This is a genomic window from Flavobacterium sp. CF136 (assembly GCF_000282055.1).
Classification (GTDB): domain Bacteria; phylum Bacteroidota; class Bacteroidia; order Flavobacteriales; family Flavobacteriaceae; genus Flavobacterium.
In genome coordinates this window covers 77619-95591 of sequence record NZ_AKJZ01000027.1, presented here as the reverse complement: position 1 = coordinate 95591, position 17973 = coordinate 77619, and the positions used below count along the sequence as shown (strand labels likewise).

Below are 17973 nucleotides of genomic sequence, written 5' to 3'. Positions count from 1 at the left end.
TTGGGACTAAATTAAGCCCATTCTTCGGATTTGCCAAATCGTCTAAATACAAACCAATTTTTGCATTAAGCCAAATGCCCAAATTGTTTGTAGCGTGTGTTAGACGTAGTATTTATTTTTCCATTAGTTGTTTCTGAATTTCAGGACTTATATTTTTTCCAAGTTTGTTGGCTCTCATAAAATATTCCATTGCTTTCTTTTTATCTCCTTTCTGAAGATAACCTAATCCTGTATAATACAATGCATCTGCCGAAAATTCTGGATTATTATCTTTCCAAACTTCGTATGCTTTTTTACTATAAACTATTGCAGAATCATTATTGTTTTCTCTTAAGTAAACCTCAGATAAACTATATAATCCATCTCCGTATTTTGGATTGTTTTTTAATAGCTTTTTAAATGTCTCTTTTGCTGATTTAAAGTCATTTTTAAACATATAAACTAATCCTAAATTATGCATTGCAAGTTCATTTTTTGGTAATTTTTTCAATGATAGTTTGTAATAACATTCAGCATCATCTAATTTATTTAATTTACGAAACGATAATGCACAATTATCAATTGCATCAGTATAATTAGAATCTATTTGTATTGCTTTTTTATAATTTTTGATTGCATCTTCATAATTCCCATTCTGAAATTCGTTATATCCTTCTGTATAGTATTTTAATGCTTCTGTACTTTTTGTAGGAGAGTTTAATTTTTGTTCATAATATTTAACGTCTTCTTTATTTTGTGAATTACCACAGCCAACAATAAATAAATTCAGTAATAATAATGATAAAGCAATTTTTATTTTCATTTTTCTTTTTTACGTTTTTTTGAGTGAATATTACGGCTAACGTTCTCGCGCTACATGAGGTTTGGGATTAAAGATGCGTATTTTTCCATTAAACACAAATTTTCCAAGTACAAAACTACCTTTAAAGTCAGCCAAATACCCAAATCTCTTGTAACGGCTGTTATGCGTTCGTTTTTTAAGATTTTCTCAGTCCGTTATAATATTCTTCATATTCAACATAAATTTTTTTCAATTTTGGAGGCATTAGTTTTATTATTTCAGTCATTTCTTTAGCACATTCACCAAGTAGTAATGATTCACAATATGAAACATTCAGCGCATTTATCAAGTCTGAGTTTAGTTTTTCAATACGAGTTTCTTGAAAGTCAAAACAGCGTTTTAATTCAGTGATATTTTTAGTTTTTATTTGCAGAATATTATAGTCCGAAAAAAATTCCATTCTGAAATGAACCATTTTATAATCTTGGTTCTCAATTTCAGTTTTCAAATCAGGAAATTCAATTGTCAATTCCGAAAAAAATTCCTTCGGTTTTATTTTGTTATTATTCAAATTTGTCCAATTATTATTTTCCATTTTCTATTTCGGTTGATTCTGTTAAAATGACGCATAACGTTCTGGTACTACAGCGGGTTTGGGACTCCCTTAAGCCCATTTTCGGATTTGCCAAATCATCCCAAATACAAAACCATTTTCCATTAAGCCTATTGCCTAAATCCATTGTAGTAGCTGTTACCTGCTGGCTTTCTTCGTTGTACCGTCATCATTTATATATTTAAATTGGTGTTCTTGACTAATAATTTCTTCGCCTGTTTGCAAAAAAGTCCCAAATAATCCACGCCAATCTTCGATGTCTTTTTCTTTATTTGTGTCCCAACGAATTTGTCCATAAATTTCATTTTCAACAGTTTTGTCCAACACTACTCCAAATTCATTTTTTAATAACACTTTTGTTCCCTTTTCAAAGTCTTGGTTTCTTTTCCATTTGTCAGTAATCCTATAGATATCATTTCCCAATTCGTTTCCATTTTCCCCACAAAATGTATCCCATTCTTTTGTCGGCGCAAACCATTTCCAGATTCTAGTGAAATCAGCAACATTATCTCCTTCTATTTCGTGTAATTCTTCAATGAAGTCGTCTTTGAATTTTAAAAAGTTGTCTTCTTTTTTATAATTCTCGTTATCAGTTAAAATTTTTTCGGCTATGTATAAGTCTTTAAAGAGTTCATATAATTTCCATTTATTCCAATAGTTAACTTTGGAAAGTTTGTCAGGGTTCTGCTTTTTAAAAATTCTTTTGAACATAATTTTTGGTTTAAAGCTTGCAGGTAACGTTCTGGTACTATAGTGGGTTTGGCACTAAATTAAGCCCGCTTTTCGGATTTGTCAAATCATCCCAAATACAAAACCAACTTTTCATTAAGCCAATTGCCTAAATCCGTTGTCTTTTCCAAGTTATGTAAGCTTCTCTTCCAAGTGATTCATTAGTGTCTCCATATAACGGTCATGTAATTTTTAAATCATACCAAGGTTCAAAAGGTAAAGGGCCGTCATAAACAGTTTTAGGATTAATTGACCCAATGATTTTAATATTTTCTTTATTTCTTCTTGTATAAACTCCGATGCAAGTTTCGATTTTAGAAAATTCTTCAACGTTTTTTAAAGCATAAACTCTTTCAAATTCCAATGGTTTTAGTTCTTCAATTTTAAGTTCGCTAAATTCAATTTTATGTTTACAGATAATTGGAGTTATTGCGATATGACACATTGGATGATATTTTTCGGTCTTTTCTCTTTCAGATAATACGACCGCAATTCCCCAAAATCCTTCTGCTGGATTTGTTAAGATTACGTCGCCTTCATTAAATAATTTTATTTTACCCATAAATAACTAAATCAATATAATGTCTCTTTCAGCATATTTTCGGTACTATTACCGCCAACGTTCTGGCGCTTGGCGAGGTTGGGGTATAAAGATGTGGGGGTTTTCGGTTAAACACAAATTCCCCAAGTACAAAACGATTTTTAAATTCAGCCTTGAACCCCAATCTTGCCAAACGCCTGTTAGCTGCTACCTTTACTTTACCGTACTTACACTTTCATTTCTTATCTGTGTATGTCCCCAATCGTTTAAATGTTCTAAAAATGGAATTAGTTGTCTTGCTGTAGTAGTTAATGAATATTCTACTTTGGGCGGTACTTCGTGATACATTTTACGAGTTATTAATTCGTCACTTTCAAGCTCTCTTAAAGCTTGAGTAAGCATCTTTGTACTTACGTCAGGTAAAACTCTTCCTAATTCTCCAAAGCGGAGTTCAGCATTTATTCCTAAATGCCAAATAATTCTGGCTTTGTATTTTCCTCCAATACGTTTGAATGCGTATTCAACACCACATCTTGTACATTTCTGGTCGATTTCAATATTTTTTTTCATTTTTTTAAGTTATTAAATAATTGATAATCAGCAATAGTTACTTTTTGGTAAGTAAACTACAAATAAGTATCTACTTGCCAAAAGTAAAGTTTTAATTTAATATTGCAAACTCAAAAGAGATAATTTAATAACAATTTAAAAAAAATAAAAAATGGAATCAATTAAAAGTAAAGTAGCCTTTGTAACGGGCGGAAGTCGTGGGATTGGGCAAGCAATAGTTAGTAAGTTAGCGTCAGAAAGAGTAAATGTCGCATTTACTTATACTAATTCGGAAAAAACAGCCAATCAATTAGCCTTTGAATTATCAACAAATGAAACAAAGGTAATCGCTATTAAAGCAGATAGTGGCAACACAGATTCAATCATCTCTGCAATAAAAGTGGCAAATGATGCTTTAGGAAATTTTGATATTTTAGTAAATAATGCTGGTATAGCTGGCAACGCAATGTTGCCTGACGTAACAATTGCCGATTTCGACAGAATGGTAGCGGTTAATATCAAAGGTGTGTTTGTAGCAACACAAGCAGCCGTGGCTTTAATGAATGACAATGGTAGAATTATCAATATTGGAAGTGTTGCTGCCGAAAGGTCAGTATTTCCAACTGGTTCTGTCTACGCAATGACAAAAGCCGCAGTTGCTGGTTTAACAAGAGGCATTGCCCGTGATTTAGCACCACGAGGGATAACTGCAAATACTGTGCAACCTGGTCCAATTGAAACTGATATGAACCCTGCCGATTCTCCATTCGCAGATATTATTAGAGGATATGTGGCACTTGGACGTTACGGAACCAAAAGTGATATTGCTGAACTTGTTGCATTTCTTGCAAGTCCTTCTGCTAAATTCATCACTGGTGCAAGTATCAATATCGACGGTGGACTTGTTAGCTAAATAAAAAATGTCCAATTAACTTGAAATTAAATAAAAATATAAAATGAATGATAAAGAATTAGCAAAAGAAATAGTAAGCAATTACTTTAAGTATCTGTACGAAACAAATATAGATGCTATCATTAATCTTTACAGTGAAAATGCTGTATTAATGCCGGCTGACCTGCCAACAGCTACAGGAAAGAGTGAGTTACAAATTGCTTATAATCAGACATTCGGTGCCATTAAATTTGTAAGTGCAACTACCGATTACAATGAAGTATCTATATATGGGGATATGGCAATAGTTCGTACTGCTTCCGACGTAAACCTTTTTATGATAAATGAAAAACAGGATGTAAAAAGCAAAATGCGAGAATTTTTTATATTGAATAAAGAAAATGGCGATTGGAAAATATCAAGATATATGTTCAATCGAGGTCTTTAAATTTATTCTTATCACAGCGTTACTTTTCAAGCAATGCTGTGATTTTTTTTATAATTAGTGCCCCTAAAATGTTTTACTTAATTAACACTTTTTCCTGTAGTATTTTCAGTTTTTTGAAGTGTTAATTCTTTGGGAGTGCGTCTGCGTTAAGGTTGCGAACTTCGGAACGGATTATTTTCTGTTAAGATAAAATTTATTGCGAAATGTAAACGAGAATTTGACACAAAATTTGCAATCTTACCAAACAGCTGTTGTGCGACGTTATTTTTCAGTTTCCAAATCCTCAGGAGAAAAGCATCTAATTTTAATATTATTCCTTGGAAACATTAATATTTTTATGCGATTTTTAATTTTTTCGTAATCTGGATTTACAATTATGATTTCCTGTAATTGATTGTTTGGAAAACCAGCTCCGCCTAATACCTGACTAAGTTCAGCATCTAATGGGTCTAATGATAAACCGTAAATTAATATTTGATTAGCTTGTTCTAAGAATTGTATTGTCATGGCATGATTAAGTCCAAATTTTTTATTTTCAATATCAGACCTATAGTTTTCCTGTGTGGTCTCAGAAGGAAGATATAAGTGTTCGGGAAATTCTATGCTACCGTGAATATGAAAACATTTCAAAGTTTGCCCATCGCTATTAATTGTTTTTAGTAAATCGTCTAAATCGTCATCTACAACCGTATCCCAATTAGTTGAAATCATACCAACACTATTTCTAGAATCATTAAAAGCAAATTTTTTCAAAATTTTTCTGAATTCAGGACGCGGTTTTAAAATTCCGTTACTTTGAGCAATTTTGATTTCTTCGCAAATGCCATTTTTTAAAGTCGTGGTGTTTTCTTTCGAAATTTTTAAATAGCTTTCAGCATCGGCATGTGGTATCTTCGAGTAAAATCTAAGAAGATAGATTAATCTAGCAAAGAAGCAGTTTGCACCGTCTATATCTACGTTTTGGTTAGTGACAACTTTAATAGCATTTACAATCGGAACCCAAGCATTTTCAACGGCACCTGCACCAACTATTATTACGATTTTATTTCTTTCCATTTCAATTTTAGCGAAGATTTGAGTATAATGACGCACAACGTTCTGGTACTACAGTGAGTTTGGTACTAAATTAAGTCCTATTCTCGGATTTGCCAAATCATCAACCAACTTTCCATTAAGCCAATTGCCCAAATCCGTTGTAGCTGTTGTGTGTAGTTTATTATGATTCGTGTCTTCCAAACCATTCTTTAAATTCTAATTCTGTTTTGTATGTTGTTGATTCATAAATATCAGTGTAGGTAACGATTAATTTTATGTCTTTCAATTCATTTCTTAAATCTTTTTTATCAATTTCAATCGCTTCTGGCTTGTTATCATAAGAATCGTTTGGTGTCCAAACCAATAAATTAAGCATTGATCCAGGAAGAATTGACCTCTCAGGATATCTACCTGTAAAGTCTGTCCAAACAACTCTGTCGGTCAATTCTTTACTCAGAATATCTATGAATTTTTCTTTTGCTTCTCTAGAATTATTTTTAGCTAATATTTCATTTAATATCATGGGACCAATTCCGCTATTTTCAACAGCAACATAAATTTTGTTTTCATAATCACCAATTCGGATTCTTCCTATTGGTTTAATTGATTTTAGGTTATGCACTCTTTGTATTTTTAACTGTTGCCAAGTAAAGATTACCGAAACTAATGAAATAATTAAAGCCCCAGTAGCTATTATTGCTTCCCAATTGGTGGTTTGAACTTCTTCACATAATATCATATTTTTAAAGTTTTGATAGTTAAATTACACACACAACGTTCTCGCTCCTCTAGCTGTTTGCAGCTTATAAAGCTAAGTATTTTCGGTTAAACTAAAATACGATAAAAAAACTGTAATTCCACTAAATTTGCAAGTGGATATGGATAGAGACGTGTGTTATATGTTTTTTTAAAACTCCTTATTAATTAGGTAGTTGTTCCGCTATAAGAAGTACTGTTTGCTATGTCGGAAGGAACAGATAGTAATGATAAACTCATTTTTTTACTATTATAAGTTGTCATTGCAAGCACTTCTTCGCAAGCTTTTTTAAAGTCAATATATAAATCTTCGCAACATAGATTTATTTTTGTCGAAGTTACCGCTTCCATGTGTGCTCTTTCACTTTTGCTAGATAATGATAATGTGTTTTTTGGCACGAATGAATGAAGGAATCCGTTTCTTAAACTTGTCCAAAGGTTGTGGCTTTTAAGCAATGGTCTGTATTTTTTAAATGAGTTTAGTGTATTAATAGCTAATTCAAAATCTGCTTTTGAATGACCAGATTCGTTCCAATCCTCAAAAGTATTTAATGTTTTACCTAGAAATTCAATTCCAATAGACATCATAGCAAATGAAATGTAAGGATGTTTTATATGTATTTCGCCAACTTCGTTGATTAATACTTTTTGAATAAATTGTTGTGGTGTCAGTGTTTTCTGTGGTGTAACTATTTTGTTTTGTTTTGAAAATAGTTTGCCTATTTCAGTTAAAAGGGTTTTTATAAATTTCTTCATTTCGTAATCGGGTTATCTTGGTTTTACAATGGCATATAGCATCCTGAAGATTGGTGCCAGTAGCGGAATTTTTGATAATTAGTTCTAAAGATAACAAAAAGTTCAACATTGTTATTTATTCAGGCAAAGAAAAACTAAACCAGTTATTGCGTCAAAAAAACGGATATAGAGCATAGTTATTCCTCTTCTTTGTCAATAGTAATTGTCAGTTTGTTTTTCTCTTGTTCTATGCTTACAATTTGTCCTTGCTTGAACCCAAGTTCGTCAAGCCATTTGCCCTCAAGTCTAATTTCTGGAATGGTGATTCCTCCATATGCTCTCGCTTGGTATTTCGTGTGAATTTTGAGTTTTCTGGATTTTGCCATGTCATATAATTATATGACAAATGTAGGTTGAAAAATCAATTTGTCAACTTTTTATATGACAAACTTGTCAACAAATTAGCTGACATTTGATTTATGACCCGAGATAAATTAAAGAAAGAGTTAGGTAAGCGGATTATCAAATTTCGTGAACAAAAAGGTTGGAGTCAGTCCGACTTGGCGAGAGCTTGCCATAAAGATCGTCAGGCTATTGAAAAACTTGAAAACGGCAAAGTCAACCCGACACTTTATACTTTGCTTGAAATTGCAAATGCCTTGGAGATTTCTTTGTCAAAGCTGGTAGATTTGTCTTAAAACGGATTTTATTTTTAAATAATGAAATACGATTAAAAATGATAATTCTACTAAATTACACACTAGCTTAAAATGGCTGTTGCAAGAAGTTTTTTTAGCAATGGGATAATATTAAGAAAAAAGTAAAAATAAAAAGTATTTTTTGGCTTTGCCAAAAAATACTTTTTATTTAAGAATGTGCTTGACAGCATTATTGTCTTTTAAAATGTTTTATAATTTTATTAAACAGATTTAAAATCATTAGAACACTTATTAGTTCAATAATTAAACCAATAATTAATATTGGTTGATAAAAAGACTCTTTCGTGATTTTTGCAATGGAGCCAATAATCACAATGACCATCCCTATTATTAATAATCTAAACGGATTAATTTTAAATTTTTTCATTATTTTTTGAATATTAAATTTAACAAGAGCACAGTCCTGCAATAAGAATTGCAATACTTGGATTAGTAATATATGCAACTGTTGAAACAAAATCATCACAAAATTGATCTGTTTCTCTACTATTACAACTTGAAAAAGATTCATGATTTTCTCTTTGACAAAGATCGTTTATTTTATTTGTTTTTCTGATATCACCTATTGTATTAATCTTATTTGAAAATTTATCGTTTCTATAAGTTTGAATTATCGCGACATCTTCATCAATGTTTTTTATAACAAAATTACCATTTCCTTCGTCATCCATATTATCTAATAATTCAAACTTTTTTTCGCCAATAAATTCATTATTGCTCAAAACACCTTTTAAAAGTGTAAATTTATTTCCAATCTTTGATATTATAAAATACTCATTCTTATTTTTAGTTTGGAAAAATAAGTTTTCACTATTCTGATCTACTAACACATTTAAGACCTTCAAAGTAGTAGCATTTTCGACTTTAACAATATTCTTTTTTTTCTCCAATAAAGCTAAGACATCATTACTAGTAGTTATGGTATCTTGATCTTCTTGTGTTTCTCTAGTACAAGAAAAAATCACTAAAGCAATTACAAATATTGCAATTATACCTACTGTTGTTAAAAATTTATTTTTCAAAAGATAGTTTATTTTGCTTGAATCTTTGCAAGTTTTTCTGAAACTTTTAGGCAGTCAAAGATTTTCTGCGGTTATTCCCTTATGGGTTTCTGCCTTGCCATAAAATGGCTTCAACAATTTCCATTTTTGGTTGGGTTTGTGCGATAAATGGTAATTGTATTTATTTAGCGAATATAGGAAAAGATTTATAAATTGTTATAATAATTTTTTATTTGTAAGATTTTTTTAATTAAAAAAATAAGCTCTATTTTCAGAATTAAGTTATGTTTGATTTTTTTGAATATAGTACAATAGGTTCTGCTTAAATTAGTATGTTTCGTAACTGTGTCCTAAAAGTTCTTGAATAAAAACAAGTCGCATGAGGGATAGCAGCGATATCCTTTTGTGAAGAGAAACGGAGCAAAAGATTTAGCGGATAGCCCGACCCGCTTTTTTGCGGGACATGCCATAAAAAAATCCGATCTGCTTACACAAATCGGATTTAGGATTGAAAATTAAAAAATGTTATTCTTTTTTAGGTTTTTTACTATCAGGAGTATCCATCATTTCCATTAGTTTTAAACCTAATAAACCACTGATAGAGCTATCAGAACCACCGTTCCCTGAGATTAAAACATCCGGAATTACCTTGATGTTTCCTTTACCGATTTCTTCAGTGACTTTGTATCTGGTAAAATTATCACCGCCCATTGCGCTTACCTGCAACTGATACGATTCGGCAGTAGATTTACCAATTGCCATAATTTTCTCCGCTTCGGCCAAACCGGTTTTCGAAATCCTTTCGGCTTCAGCACTGGCATTTAGTTTTGTGGCTTCGGCTTGTGCTCCGGCTCTTGCTTTTGTAGCTTCCGCTTCGGCGTTGGCACGCATTTTTGTTGCTTCGGCCTCAGCGTTTACATTCAGTTTTAAGCTGGTTGCATCACCTTCGGCTTTTTTCACGGTCGCATCTGCAGTACGCTGTGCAATTTCAACACTTTGTGAGGCACGAACGATTTCTTTCTGCATATCGGCAATCGCAGTTTCTTTCTCCATTCCCTGACGCTGTTCCTGCGCCATTCTTTGGGTCTGATATGTCTTTTGCTCTTCTTCAGCCAGTTTTCTGTCGGTTAACGTTTTCATTAATGAATCCGGCGGTACGATGTCTCCGATTAAGGTATCAACAGCATTTACGTTGTATTCGTCCAATACCAGTTTGATATGATTTTTAGCTGATTCCTGACGCTCTTTTCTGGTGGTTAAGAAAGAAATAACGTCACTGTCCTGAGCCGAGTTTCTGAAATAGTTACCAATTGTTGGTTCTAAAACCTGAGAAACCAGATTGTTCATGCTTCCAAAACGGGCAATTACTTTTGGGGCTTCGGCGGCCGGAACGTGAATGATTTGTGCTACGTCCAGATTAAAAGGGAAACCATCTTTTGAACGTACTGTAATCGTCGAAAGATTTTTGTCCAAATCATGTGATTCGCTTCGTGCATTTGCCCAGTTCAGGACCAGATTGGTTGTTGGAACTGCTTCAAGTTTCGTCGTATATTTATTAAGGGCATATTTCCCCGGTCCCAGAGGCTCCATCCAAACACCACGCTGCCCTTTTGAAACAATGTTTCCGTGTTTAAAAGTGTCGCCGGTAACGTCTTGTCCGTCTTCTCCTATGTACGAAATCACAACTCCAACATATCCAATAGGCACATCGGTCATTGGGTTTTGTTCAATCAGGATTCCCCATGTATTGATGTAGTAGGAACCTGCAAGCATTACCTGAGGCTGTAAACCACGGTTTCCGCCTTTGTCGAGGAACTTATCGAAATCCTGAAAGTTGTTGTGGTCTTCTACAAATTTACCGGCAATTTGTCCCTGAGGAATCGGTTCGCCGTCAAGTGCTGTTACGATACCAATCATGTTTTCGTAAATCTTGATTTGGTCTGCAATTACAATTTCGAATAAGAACGTATTGATACGATACGATCCTGTGGTAATAAAAGCGGTCTGACGTCCTTTTTGACCGCCATTGTTAAGGAAAGCTGTCGCATCCTGAAAGTTGTCACTGTCTACTTTTCGGGCAAGGATTCGCCCGGTTGGAATTTCCTTTCCGTCTTTACTCAATATGAGTCCGATTTTTCCCTCCGGAATAATGGTAAAGCCGCTCATGTCAACAGTATATTGCCAGATCCACATGCCCCAGTATAAACCGGGAGCCAGTGTTTTTGCCTGATAACCTGCTTCGCCTTTTGTAGCGATAATTCTGCCATCCGGAAGTGATTTGTCCGCGCCGAACAAAACGAATTTTTTGGTTACCAAACCAATTTTATCTTCGGGAACGATTACCATTCCGAAGAAAACGCGTAATACAAATTTGTAAAAGAAGATGGAAAATAAAATTAAGATAATCCACCAATAAGAAGTAATTTCACTCATAGTTTTAGTTATTTATTCTGCAAACATAAGAGAAATATTTCCTGTTAAAATGGAAAATTTTTAAAATTAACATTTGAAAAATTTTAACAGAAAAGCTCGAAAATCAGCCGATTTTAAATCGTTGGAATTGTCAATTTGTGACACGATTTTTTGCTGTGTCAACTATGATTGGTATTTTGGGCTTTAACAATTTAAAAGGGCAATTGTTTGAATTTGGATGAGGTTGGGAGGAGATGTTTGAAATGTGAATTAAGTTTTATTACGAAAAACCAAAAGCTGTTATAAAACCAGATGTCGCATGAGGGATAATAGCGATATCCTTTTGTGAAGTGAAACGGAACAAAAGATTTAGCGGATAGCCCGGCCCGCTTTTTCTGCGGGACATGCCATAAAAAATCCGACCTGCTTACGCAAATCGGATTATGAATTCTGCATTTTAATTTAGGAGCTCTACATAATTCATGACAATTGGCTTACTTCATTCCAAATTCCGGTTTTAGCCGTTTTCTGAACATATTCTGTAAAATTGGTCGCTTTTCGGCCTAAGACTTTTTCAATGTCATTGGTAATACTTGAATTTCGTCCGTCAAGAACTTCAGAAAAAAGATAATTTACCAGCCAGATTACGTCTTCCGGAACCTGATACCCGCGAAGCATATCGATATAATCGTCTAAAGAAAGTGCCTGAAATGTAATTTCCCTGCCGGTAATTTTTACTATTTCAGTAATTGCCTGTTCAAAATTGAGTAATTCCGGTCCTGTAAGTTCGTACGTTTTTCCATTGTGTTTTTCGTTTAAAAGGACTTCGGCAACTACAGCCGCAATATCGTCAGCATCTGTAAATGGTTCCAGAATGTCAGCTTTGGGTAAAGCAACAAAACCAGCCAAAATAGGTTCTAAAAATATGCTTTCGCTAAAATTCTGATTAAACCAGCTGGCTCTGACAATGGTCCATTCTCTGGCTGTCGATTTTACGATTTCTTCGCAAACCTGTGCTTCTTTTTCGCCTCTTCCTGAGAGAAGGACCATTTTTTTAACGCCATTTTCAGTAGCAAGAGTTGTAAATTGTTTAATGATTCCTGGGGCTGTAGGTATTGCTAAATCGGGTTGGAAAGTAATATATACGGTATCGATCCCTTTTATTGCTTCCGGCCAGGTTTCGGGTTTCTCCCAGTCAAAAGGCGGATTTTCGCTTCTTGAACCAATTCGGACTTCAACGTTATTTACATTGTTTAGAAGTTGTGCTACCCTGCGGCCGGTTTTTCCGTTTCCGCCCAGTAATAAGATTTTCTTTGTTTCCATGATAAATGTTGTTTTTAATTAATGATGATACAAAGATGCATCTGTCATAACTAAATCATTTGTCGGAAAAGAATTAAGATTTGTTTGAAAGGAATTGTTTCTTTACTTCGTTGGGTCTTGACCCGAATTTTTTCTGAAAAGCATTCGAAAAAGAGCTTAGGCTTTCATAACCAACTTCCCAGGCAGTTTCCTGTACCGTTTTTTCGTTCCGGCACAGTAACTCATAAGCTTTGTTCAGACGTTCTTCATGGATATATTTATAAACAGGAATGCCAAATAATTCTTTGAAATTCTTTTTTAATTTGTTGCTGTTAAGCCCAATTAACTTCGATAATTCAGTAAGGGTAGGAGGTTTTGAATAATTGGTGCTCACAATATCTCTGGCCTTAAAAAGTTTCTCTTTGTCTTTTTCGGTCAGCTCATTTTTTACATCACTGGACAAAAGAGCAAAGTAATGTGCTAATAATTCATTAACCTGGCTTTTTAAAAATAAGAGCCTTGTATTGCCGGAATAAGAGGTGTTAAAGATTTTCTGAACGGCCAGCTGCATATCAAGGGTCATGAAAAGGGTAGGGCCTTTTACAAAATTTTCCTTTGGATCCAATAAATCGGGCAATTGTTTTTCGAAAATTTCTTTTTCGACCTGTGGTAAAGAATGCAGGTTTTTTAGCTTCGTAAATATGCTAATAGATTGTAAAGGTTTATTGGGAGCAATCTTATGGGCGAATTCTACCTTTTGATTTCCAAAAAAAGAAATGGCCAGACCGGTTGTGTTCGTTAAGTATTTTGTTTGGTTATTGTGTTTTATTTCTAATTCTACGTTGCCCGAACCGTAAAATGCAAAACCAACTGCATCACCATCAATTTCACATTTCTGAACAAAGGTTTTCTCTGCATTCGATTGCTCAATCAGTACAATGAAATTATTTAATTCTATGATGTCAGTTGTCATTCTTGATTTGTTGGAAAAAGGCTGGATATAGATAATCAGATCGTTTTTTAGAACAGGCTGATAGTGTAATCATAACTTTAAAGTCTTCTAAACCAAATATACAAAAGTAGTTTGGTTTTTTACTTTAAAAAATAGTTCTCCGGAATCATAAATATGGTCATTTCTCAGAACTCAATTTCTTTTCGTTTTCTGTTTGGGGCTTTCCAGCTGCATTTGGTTCACCTTTACCGGTAGTAATCAGCTTTCGCAAACTATTCTGAATATAATTTGTCCATGAATCCCTGCAAATATCAAAACATTCGTAATCAGGGACCAAACCAAAATGTGTAAAACGCAATTCAGTTTTGCCATTCTTTTCAGTAATTTCAAAAGTTGGTTTTGTACCCGTCCATTCTTTTTCATCTTTGGTGAATTTAAAATAGTTTTCTTCTATCAGCCAGACAATTTTCCGGTTCGGAATCACTTCGGTCAATTTGACTTTACAACAATGTATGTCTTCATAATGATACTTAAACTCATCGTTTAATTTCGCTGTATTGCCTTCAATTTCTTCAGACCACCATCCGCGGACATTCGTAATCGCATTAAAAACTTCTGATGGGGATTGGTCAGTTATCAAGGTTGTGGTAAAATCACTTGCACTCATTTTATTTGATTTAGAATTTATTATAACAAATATACACTCTAAAAATCAATAGGTTAGGGGTATAAAAGACAATTTAACGGGTTGAATCAGACAGATTTCTGGATTTTATATTTTTATTTTTTTTGCAGCAGAAAATATATTCTCAAAAGACCGCTTGTCCCGCTGTACACTAAATCTTTTGTGGCGAACCCCGCCAAAAAAGGATATCGTTTCCATCGGGGCTGAAACTGAGGTGAATTAAAATAAAACGATAATTTCTCTACTTAGAAAGTCTCTCTAAACCTTTATTCAAATTATTTTAACTTCGGCAATTCTGATGTTATTTCAATTTTCATTAAGCAGTAAATAGATTGTAAAGTCAACTTTTGGATTTCGGATTTAAATTTTTGTGGAGTTTGTAATTAGCAACACTGGTTTTTGATTTTTTCTATAACTTCTTCAATCTGTTTCATATGCAGAGAGATAACTTTATCTAATTCCAAAGTTCCTCCCAAAATTAGCATCTCTTTATTTTCGAATCGTTTGCCGAGTCTGTCATCGAGCATAATATTTTGCATGCTTTGCGCGATTCCGATTTCTTTTAAAAATTCAACAGGATACCCGGCTGTGCAAATTACAAGCCCGAATGGTATGGTTTTCATTTCTTGAGAAGCTTCGGTTTGCCCATAAGCATATCCAACCGAATAAACCCTGTCAAACCATCCTTTAAGTTTTGCCGGACAATCACTCCACCAAACCGGATACAGAAAAAGGATACAATCTGCTTTTTCTATTTTTTTATGCTCTGCCAAAACGTCATCAGAAACAGGCAATGCAGTTTTAACAAATCCTTCTCTTTCATATTCGTTTTCAGACATATCACTCTGAAAATTCATTTCGTAGAGATCAGAAATTTCAAGATCCCAGCCTTGTTTGGCAATTAGAGATTTCAACCGACCTAAAACCTGAAAAGTATATGATTTTTTACTGGGATGACTGTATACAATTAGAATATTCATTGCAATTTAAATAAAATTGTTTCGTAAATTTTGTATTCTGCTTTACGAAAATACGAAAATTCTCTGTATCTGTTATTTTGCTTTATTGAAAACAGTTGTCAGATTAGCCACAAAAGCACTGGTGTATTGTCCCGTTTGATCTAAATGAGGATCAAGAATTGTTATTTCAAGTCCGGTAAGTTTATCGCTTTTGAATAAGTTAAAAGTAAGCTCATTAAATTCGTCATAAGTTAAACCGTCAGGAGTTCGGCTGTCGACACAAGGCATTATTGAATCGTTCAAAACATCGACATCGATATGGAGCCAAAAGCCATCCAGATTCTTTTTTTTAACTTCCGAAAGAAAAGATTCTGTACATTCTTTAATTCCTCTTTTTCTTAAAGTATCCAGGCTAATATAAGTTGCTGCCGATTTCCGAATTTCATTTTCATATTCGTCATCATATTCCCGATTGCCCACGCACCAAAGATTTTCTTCTTTTATATAAGGGGCCAAATCTAAAATATTGGTTAGTTTTTCATGACCATTCCCAGTTACAATTGATGCTGCCATTCCGCCGACACCACCGCTTTCAGAGAGCGAAACATCCATGAAATCGGTATGCCCGTCGAGGTAAAATAATCCGTAATTGCCATTTTGTTTTAAGGCAATTGCTGCTCCCAAAAGAATACTGCAATCTCCGCCAAGAACAAACGGAAATTGATCCTGAGCTACTATTTGGTCTATTAATTTAGCTTGTTTTATAGCATAATCGATTAATGAATTGCTATTAAGAATTCCCGTTTCATGATCTTTAAGGCTGCTGTATTTTGGAGGTTCGAGCCGTAAAACAGTAACCGGATTTATTGCAATATGTAAATTATGCTGACTCAGCCAATCCGGTAAATGTTTTACGCCGGGTTCTTTTCCCGGCTGAGGTTCTTTTAAACCAAGATTTGACGGAAATTCGACAATTACAACCTTTTTCATAACTTAAATATTCCGGGAATTAAGGTTTAATAAAAAGCTAATCTTAGTTATATTCCTTCACATCATCTATTAAAAATGATTTACCTGATTCTATCACTTTAATATCTCTTTTGTAGCTCCCTTTATATGTTGCGTCTTTTATGATTACCTGAAAAATATAGACGTTTTCTTTTGCAGTTAATAATTGACATTTTGTAACGGTTACTTTTCCCCAGTCCTGAGCAGAAATTAAAAATCCGTTTCCCACTCCTGCATATTTTATATCATATGTTTTTTTCCACTTCTTATTGAATTGTTCTACTGTTAAACTTCCCTCTGTATCCATTTCTACATTTGTAGCGTCGGATTTGTATTTGTTGTACGTTTTTGTAGTTATCGAACTCATTTCGGGAGTCTCTTGCTTAAAGAAATTTTCAATAGATTTTATCAGCCATTTTTTAGCCAATTCGCTTTTGTCGAAAGCTATTTCTTTTGTATTGTTATTGAATTTTTTCAAATTTCCCTCTGGGCTTGCATAGGAGAAAAAGAAAATTAAATGAAGTGTCAGTAGAATTATTATTTTGTTCATTTTGTTGTTTGAGATTGTAATCTTATTTTATCAGTTCATATTCGTATTGATAACAGTCATAACATTCATCACTCAGGTATAATTTTTTACCTATGATTTCAAAAGATTGGGCTTCAGAATTATCAATAATAATCATTTTTCTTTCGCCACCCATAATTGATTCCCGGGTTTCGACTGAAAAAGGATCTTCGGAAACTAAATTCCCGTTTTCATATTTTGTCATGATAGAATTATAAAACTCTAAAACAATTGTTTTATTTTCAGATGCGGGTGTCATTGTTTTGCCTACAATTCCGCCTGAAGAGCTTACCCAATTCCATTTTCCATTTAATAAATTTTCAGCAGATTCATCACTATTACAAGATAACAAGAGCAATGTAATAAAAACATAAGCTACTTTTTTCATTTTTTTGGTCTTAACATTATTAAACTTTGGTTTCAAAAAACGATTGTTTAATTTGTAGATGTAAGTTTTGTTAAATGGTTGCTTTAAATTTTTAAAATTTCTTAATTTTAGTTAATTAGTTTTTTCATCCGGCAGTTGCCAGAAGTTCTTTTAATTCAGGAATGGAGGCAGTACAAAGTTCTTTTATTTTGATTTAAAGTTTTTTCAAAAATAAAACTGCCTTTCTTTAGATTTTTCAAGCTTTGTAAACCATTCCGGCAATGACTCACCTGATTTTTTTATTAAATAATCCGAATACTCATTTTAAATTTTAAAGTAAATTTTCTTCTTTTTTAATATATACCGTCGGTTAACTTAACCTTTATAAATTCAAATCCACAATAACCACAATGCGTAATTCCATCATGTTTAGTTCGTCCGGCACCGCAATTGATACAGTTTAAGCTATTCGTTTTTGCTTCATTTTCTTCGGTTTTCACTCCGTAATGTTCTTGTTTTTTAGCATTTTCTTTAAGTCTGTCAAGAAAAGAACTGATTTTTTTTTCTTCCATTTAAAGTTGATTTAGAAGTTGTGTTTTCTTTGTTTTAAATTCACTTTCATCTGCTGTTTCCTGTTTATTTTACGATATCTAATTCATCATGATTCCCATTGCCAGGGCATTTTGGGCTGCATTATGAATAGCTGAAAAATTGAACCTTCTATGATTTCAATAAAACGGTAATTTTATAGTTAAATTAAATCAGGGGAATAAAAATAAGAAATTTATTATAAATAAAAATAAATTCTCAGCTTATTTGTAATATTTTTATTTTAATTAATTTATAGAAGCAAAAAAATCCGACTTGTTTTCACAAATCGGATTTTTTAAATTGAAAATTATATAACAAGCAGAGACGCAC

At 33.3% G+C, this 17973-nt stretch carries 23 protein-coding genes; 3 read left to right on the top strand and 20 right to left on the bottom strand.

The window, feature by feature from the left end:
* Nucleotides 1-112: 112 nt before the first annotated feature.
* The 5 genes from PMI10_RS10735 to PMI10_RS10715 form a co-directional block, all read right to left on the bottom strand.
* Nucleotides 113-802, bottom strand: a complete 690-nt coding sequence (locus PMI10_RS10735) for a tetratricopeptide repeat protein (RefSeq protein WP_007807609.1) — start codon at nucleotides 800-802, stop codon at nucleotides 113-115.
* A 175-nt stretch (nucleotides 803-977) separates the two neighbouring features.
* Nucleotides 978-1376 (bottom strand): DUF7674 family protein, encoded by a 399-nt coding sequence (locus PMI10_RS10730; protein WP_007807607.1) that lies wholly within the window; start codon nucleotides 1374-1376, stop codon nucleotides 978-980.
* 156 nt (nucleotides 1377-1532) lie between these two features.
* On the bottom strand, nucleotides 1533-2105 hold the full coding sequence (locus PMI10_RS10725; protein WP_007807605.1) for a hypothetical protein: 573 nt from the start codon (nucleotides 2103-2105) through the stop codon (nucleotides 1533-1535).
* Between the two features lie 199 nt (nucleotides 2106-2304).
* Nucleotides 2305-2685 (bottom strand): hypothetical protein, encoded by a 381-nt coding sequence (locus tag PMI10_RS10720; RefSeq protein ID WP_007807603.1) that lies wholly within the window; start codon nucleotides 2683-2685, stop codon nucleotides 2305-2307.
* Between the two features lie 192 nt (nucleotides 2686-2877).
* Entirely contained in the window at nucleotides 2878-3234 is a 357-nt protein-coding gene (locus PMI10_RS10715; protein ID WP_007807600.1) for a winged helix-turn-helix transcriptional regulator, read from the bottom strand.
* Nucleotides 3235-3385: 151 nt separating this feature from the next.
* On the opposite strand from PMI10_RS10715, the gene PMI10_RS10710 reads away from it, so the two are divergent.
* Nucleotides 3386-4126 carry a 3-oxoacyl-ACP reductase family protein gene (locus PMI10_RS10710; protein ID WP_007807597.1) on the top strand — a complete coding sequence of 247 codons (741 nt, stop codon included), beginning with the start codon at nucleotides 3386-3388 and terminating at the stop codon, nucleotides 4124-4126.
* A gap of 43 nt (nucleotides 4127-4169) precedes the next feature.
* The gene (locus PMI10_RS10705) at nucleotides 4170-4553 is read left to right on the top strand and encodes a YybH family protein (protein WP_007807595.1); all 384 of its coding nucleotides are present in this window, start codon (nucleotides 4170-4172) and stop codon (nucleotides 4551-4553) included.
* Between the two features lie 261 nt (nucleotides 4554-4814).
* Here the strand turns inward: PMI10_RS10705 and PMI10_RS10700 are convergent, their stop codons facing one another.
* From PMI10_RS10700 to PMI10_RS10685, 4 genes are all read right to left on the bottom strand, one after another.
* A complete protein-coding gene (locus PMI10_RS10700; protein ID WP_007807593.1) occupies nucleotides 4815-5609 on the bottom strand; it encodes a hypothetical protein in 795 nt (264 codons plus the stop codon).
* 160 nt (nucleotides 5610-5769) lie between these two features.
* Nucleotides 5770-6327, bottom strand: coding sequence for a hypothetical protein (locus PMI10_RS21670; protein ID WP_007807591.1), 558 nt, complete (start codon nucleotides 6325-6327; stop codon nucleotides 5770-5772).
* Between the two features lie 185 nt (nucleotides 6328-6512).
* Nucleotides 6513-7100: a hypothetical protein gene (locus PMI10_RS10690; RefSeq protein WP_007807589.1), complete on the bottom strand. Its 588-nt coding sequence runs from the start codon at nucleotides 7098-7100 to the stop codon at nucleotides 6513-6515.
* 176 nt (nucleotides 7101-7276) lie between these two features.
* On the bottom strand, nucleotides 7277-7465 hold the full coding sequence (locus PMI10_RS10685; protein WP_007807587.1) for a SymE family type I addiction module toxin: 189 nt from the start codon (nucleotides 7463-7465) through the stop codon (nucleotides 7277-7279).
* Between the two features lie 93 nt (nucleotides 7466-7558).
* Between PMI10_RS10685 and PMI10_RS10680 the strand changes: the two genes are divergently transcribed.
* Nucleotides 7559-7777, top strand: coding sequence for a helix-turn-helix domain-containing protein (locus PMI10_RS10680; RefSeq protein WP_007807585.1), 219 nt, complete (start codon nucleotides 7559-7561; stop codon nucleotides 7775-7777).
* Nucleotides 7778-7967: 190 nt separating this feature from the next.
* On the opposite strand, the gene PMI10_RS22175 is transcribed toward PMI10_RS10680, so the two are convergent.
* The 11 genes from PMI10_RS22175 to PMI10_RS10625 form a co-directional block, all read right to left on the bottom strand.
* On the bottom strand, nucleotides 7968-8165 hold the full coding sequence (locus tag PMI10_RS22175; protein WP_035631713.1) for a hypothetical protein: 198 nt from the start codon (nucleotides 8163-8165) through the stop codon (nucleotides 7968-7970).
* A 19-nt stretch (nucleotides 8166-8184) separates the two neighbouring features.
* The gene (locus PMI10_RS10670) at nucleotides 8185-8820 is read right to left on the bottom strand and encodes a hypothetical protein (RefSeq protein WP_007807583.1); all 636 of its coding nucleotides are present in this window, start codon (nucleotides 8818-8820) and stop codon (nucleotides 8185-8187) included.
* Nucleotides 8821-9324: 504 nt separating this feature from the next.
* Entirely contained in the window at nucleotides 9325-11232 is a 1908-nt protein-coding gene (locus tag PMI10_RS10665; RefSeq protein ID WP_007807581.1) for an SPFH domain-containing protein, read from the bottom strand.
* Between the two features lie 459 nt (nucleotides 11233-11691).
* Nucleotides 11692-12534, bottom strand: coding sequence for an NAD(P)H-binding protein (locus PMI10_RS10660; RefSeq protein WP_007807579.1), 843 nt, complete (start codon nucleotides 12532-12534; stop codon nucleotides 11692-11694).
* A gap of 73 nt (nucleotides 12535-12607) precedes the next feature.
* Nucleotides 12608-13486, bottom strand: coding sequence for a helix-turn-helix domain-containing protein (locus tag PMI10_RS10655; protein WP_007807577.1), 879 nt, complete (start codon nucleotides 13484-13486; stop codon nucleotides 12608-12610).
* A 157-nt stretch (nucleotides 13487-13643) separates the two neighbouring features.
* Nucleotides 13644-14132 (bottom strand): SRPBCC family protein, encoded by a 489-nt coding sequence (locus PMI10_RS10650; protein WP_007807575.1) that lies wholly within the window; start codon nucleotides 14130-14132, stop codon nucleotides 13644-13646.
* A 401-nt stretch (nucleotides 14133-14533) separates the two neighbouring features.
* Entirely contained in the window at nucleotides 14534-15130 is a 597-nt protein-coding gene (locus PMI10_RS10645; RefSeq protein ID WP_007807572.1) for an NAD(P)H-dependent oxidoreductase, read from the bottom strand.
* A gap of 72 nt (nucleotides 15131-15202) precedes the next feature.
* A complete protein-coding gene (locus PMI10_RS10640; protein ID WP_007807570.1) occupies nucleotides 15203-16099 on the bottom strand; it encodes an arginase family protein in 897 nt (298 codons plus the stop codon).
* A gap of 43 nt (nucleotides 16100-16142) precedes the next feature.
* On the bottom strand, nucleotides 16143-16667 hold the full coding sequence (locus PMI10_RS10635) for a hypothetical protein (RefSeq protein ID WP_007807567.1): 525 nt from the start codon (nucleotides 16665-16667) through the stop codon (nucleotides 16143-16145).
* A 22-nt stretch (nucleotides 16668-16689) separates the two neighbouring features.
* Nucleotides 16690-17073 (bottom strand): hypothetical protein, encoded by a 384-nt coding sequence (locus PMI10_RS10630; RefSeq protein ID WP_035631711.1) that lies wholly within the window; start codon nucleotides 17071-17073, stop codon nucleotides 16690-16692.
* Between the two features lie 332 nt (nucleotides 17074-17405).
* Nucleotides 17406-17624: a hypothetical protein gene (locus PMI10_RS10625; protein ID WP_007807563.1), complete on the bottom strand. Its 219-nt coding sequence runs from the start codon at nucleotides 17622-17624 to the stop codon at nucleotides 17406-17408.
* Nucleotides 17625-17973 lie beyond the last annotated feature (349 nt).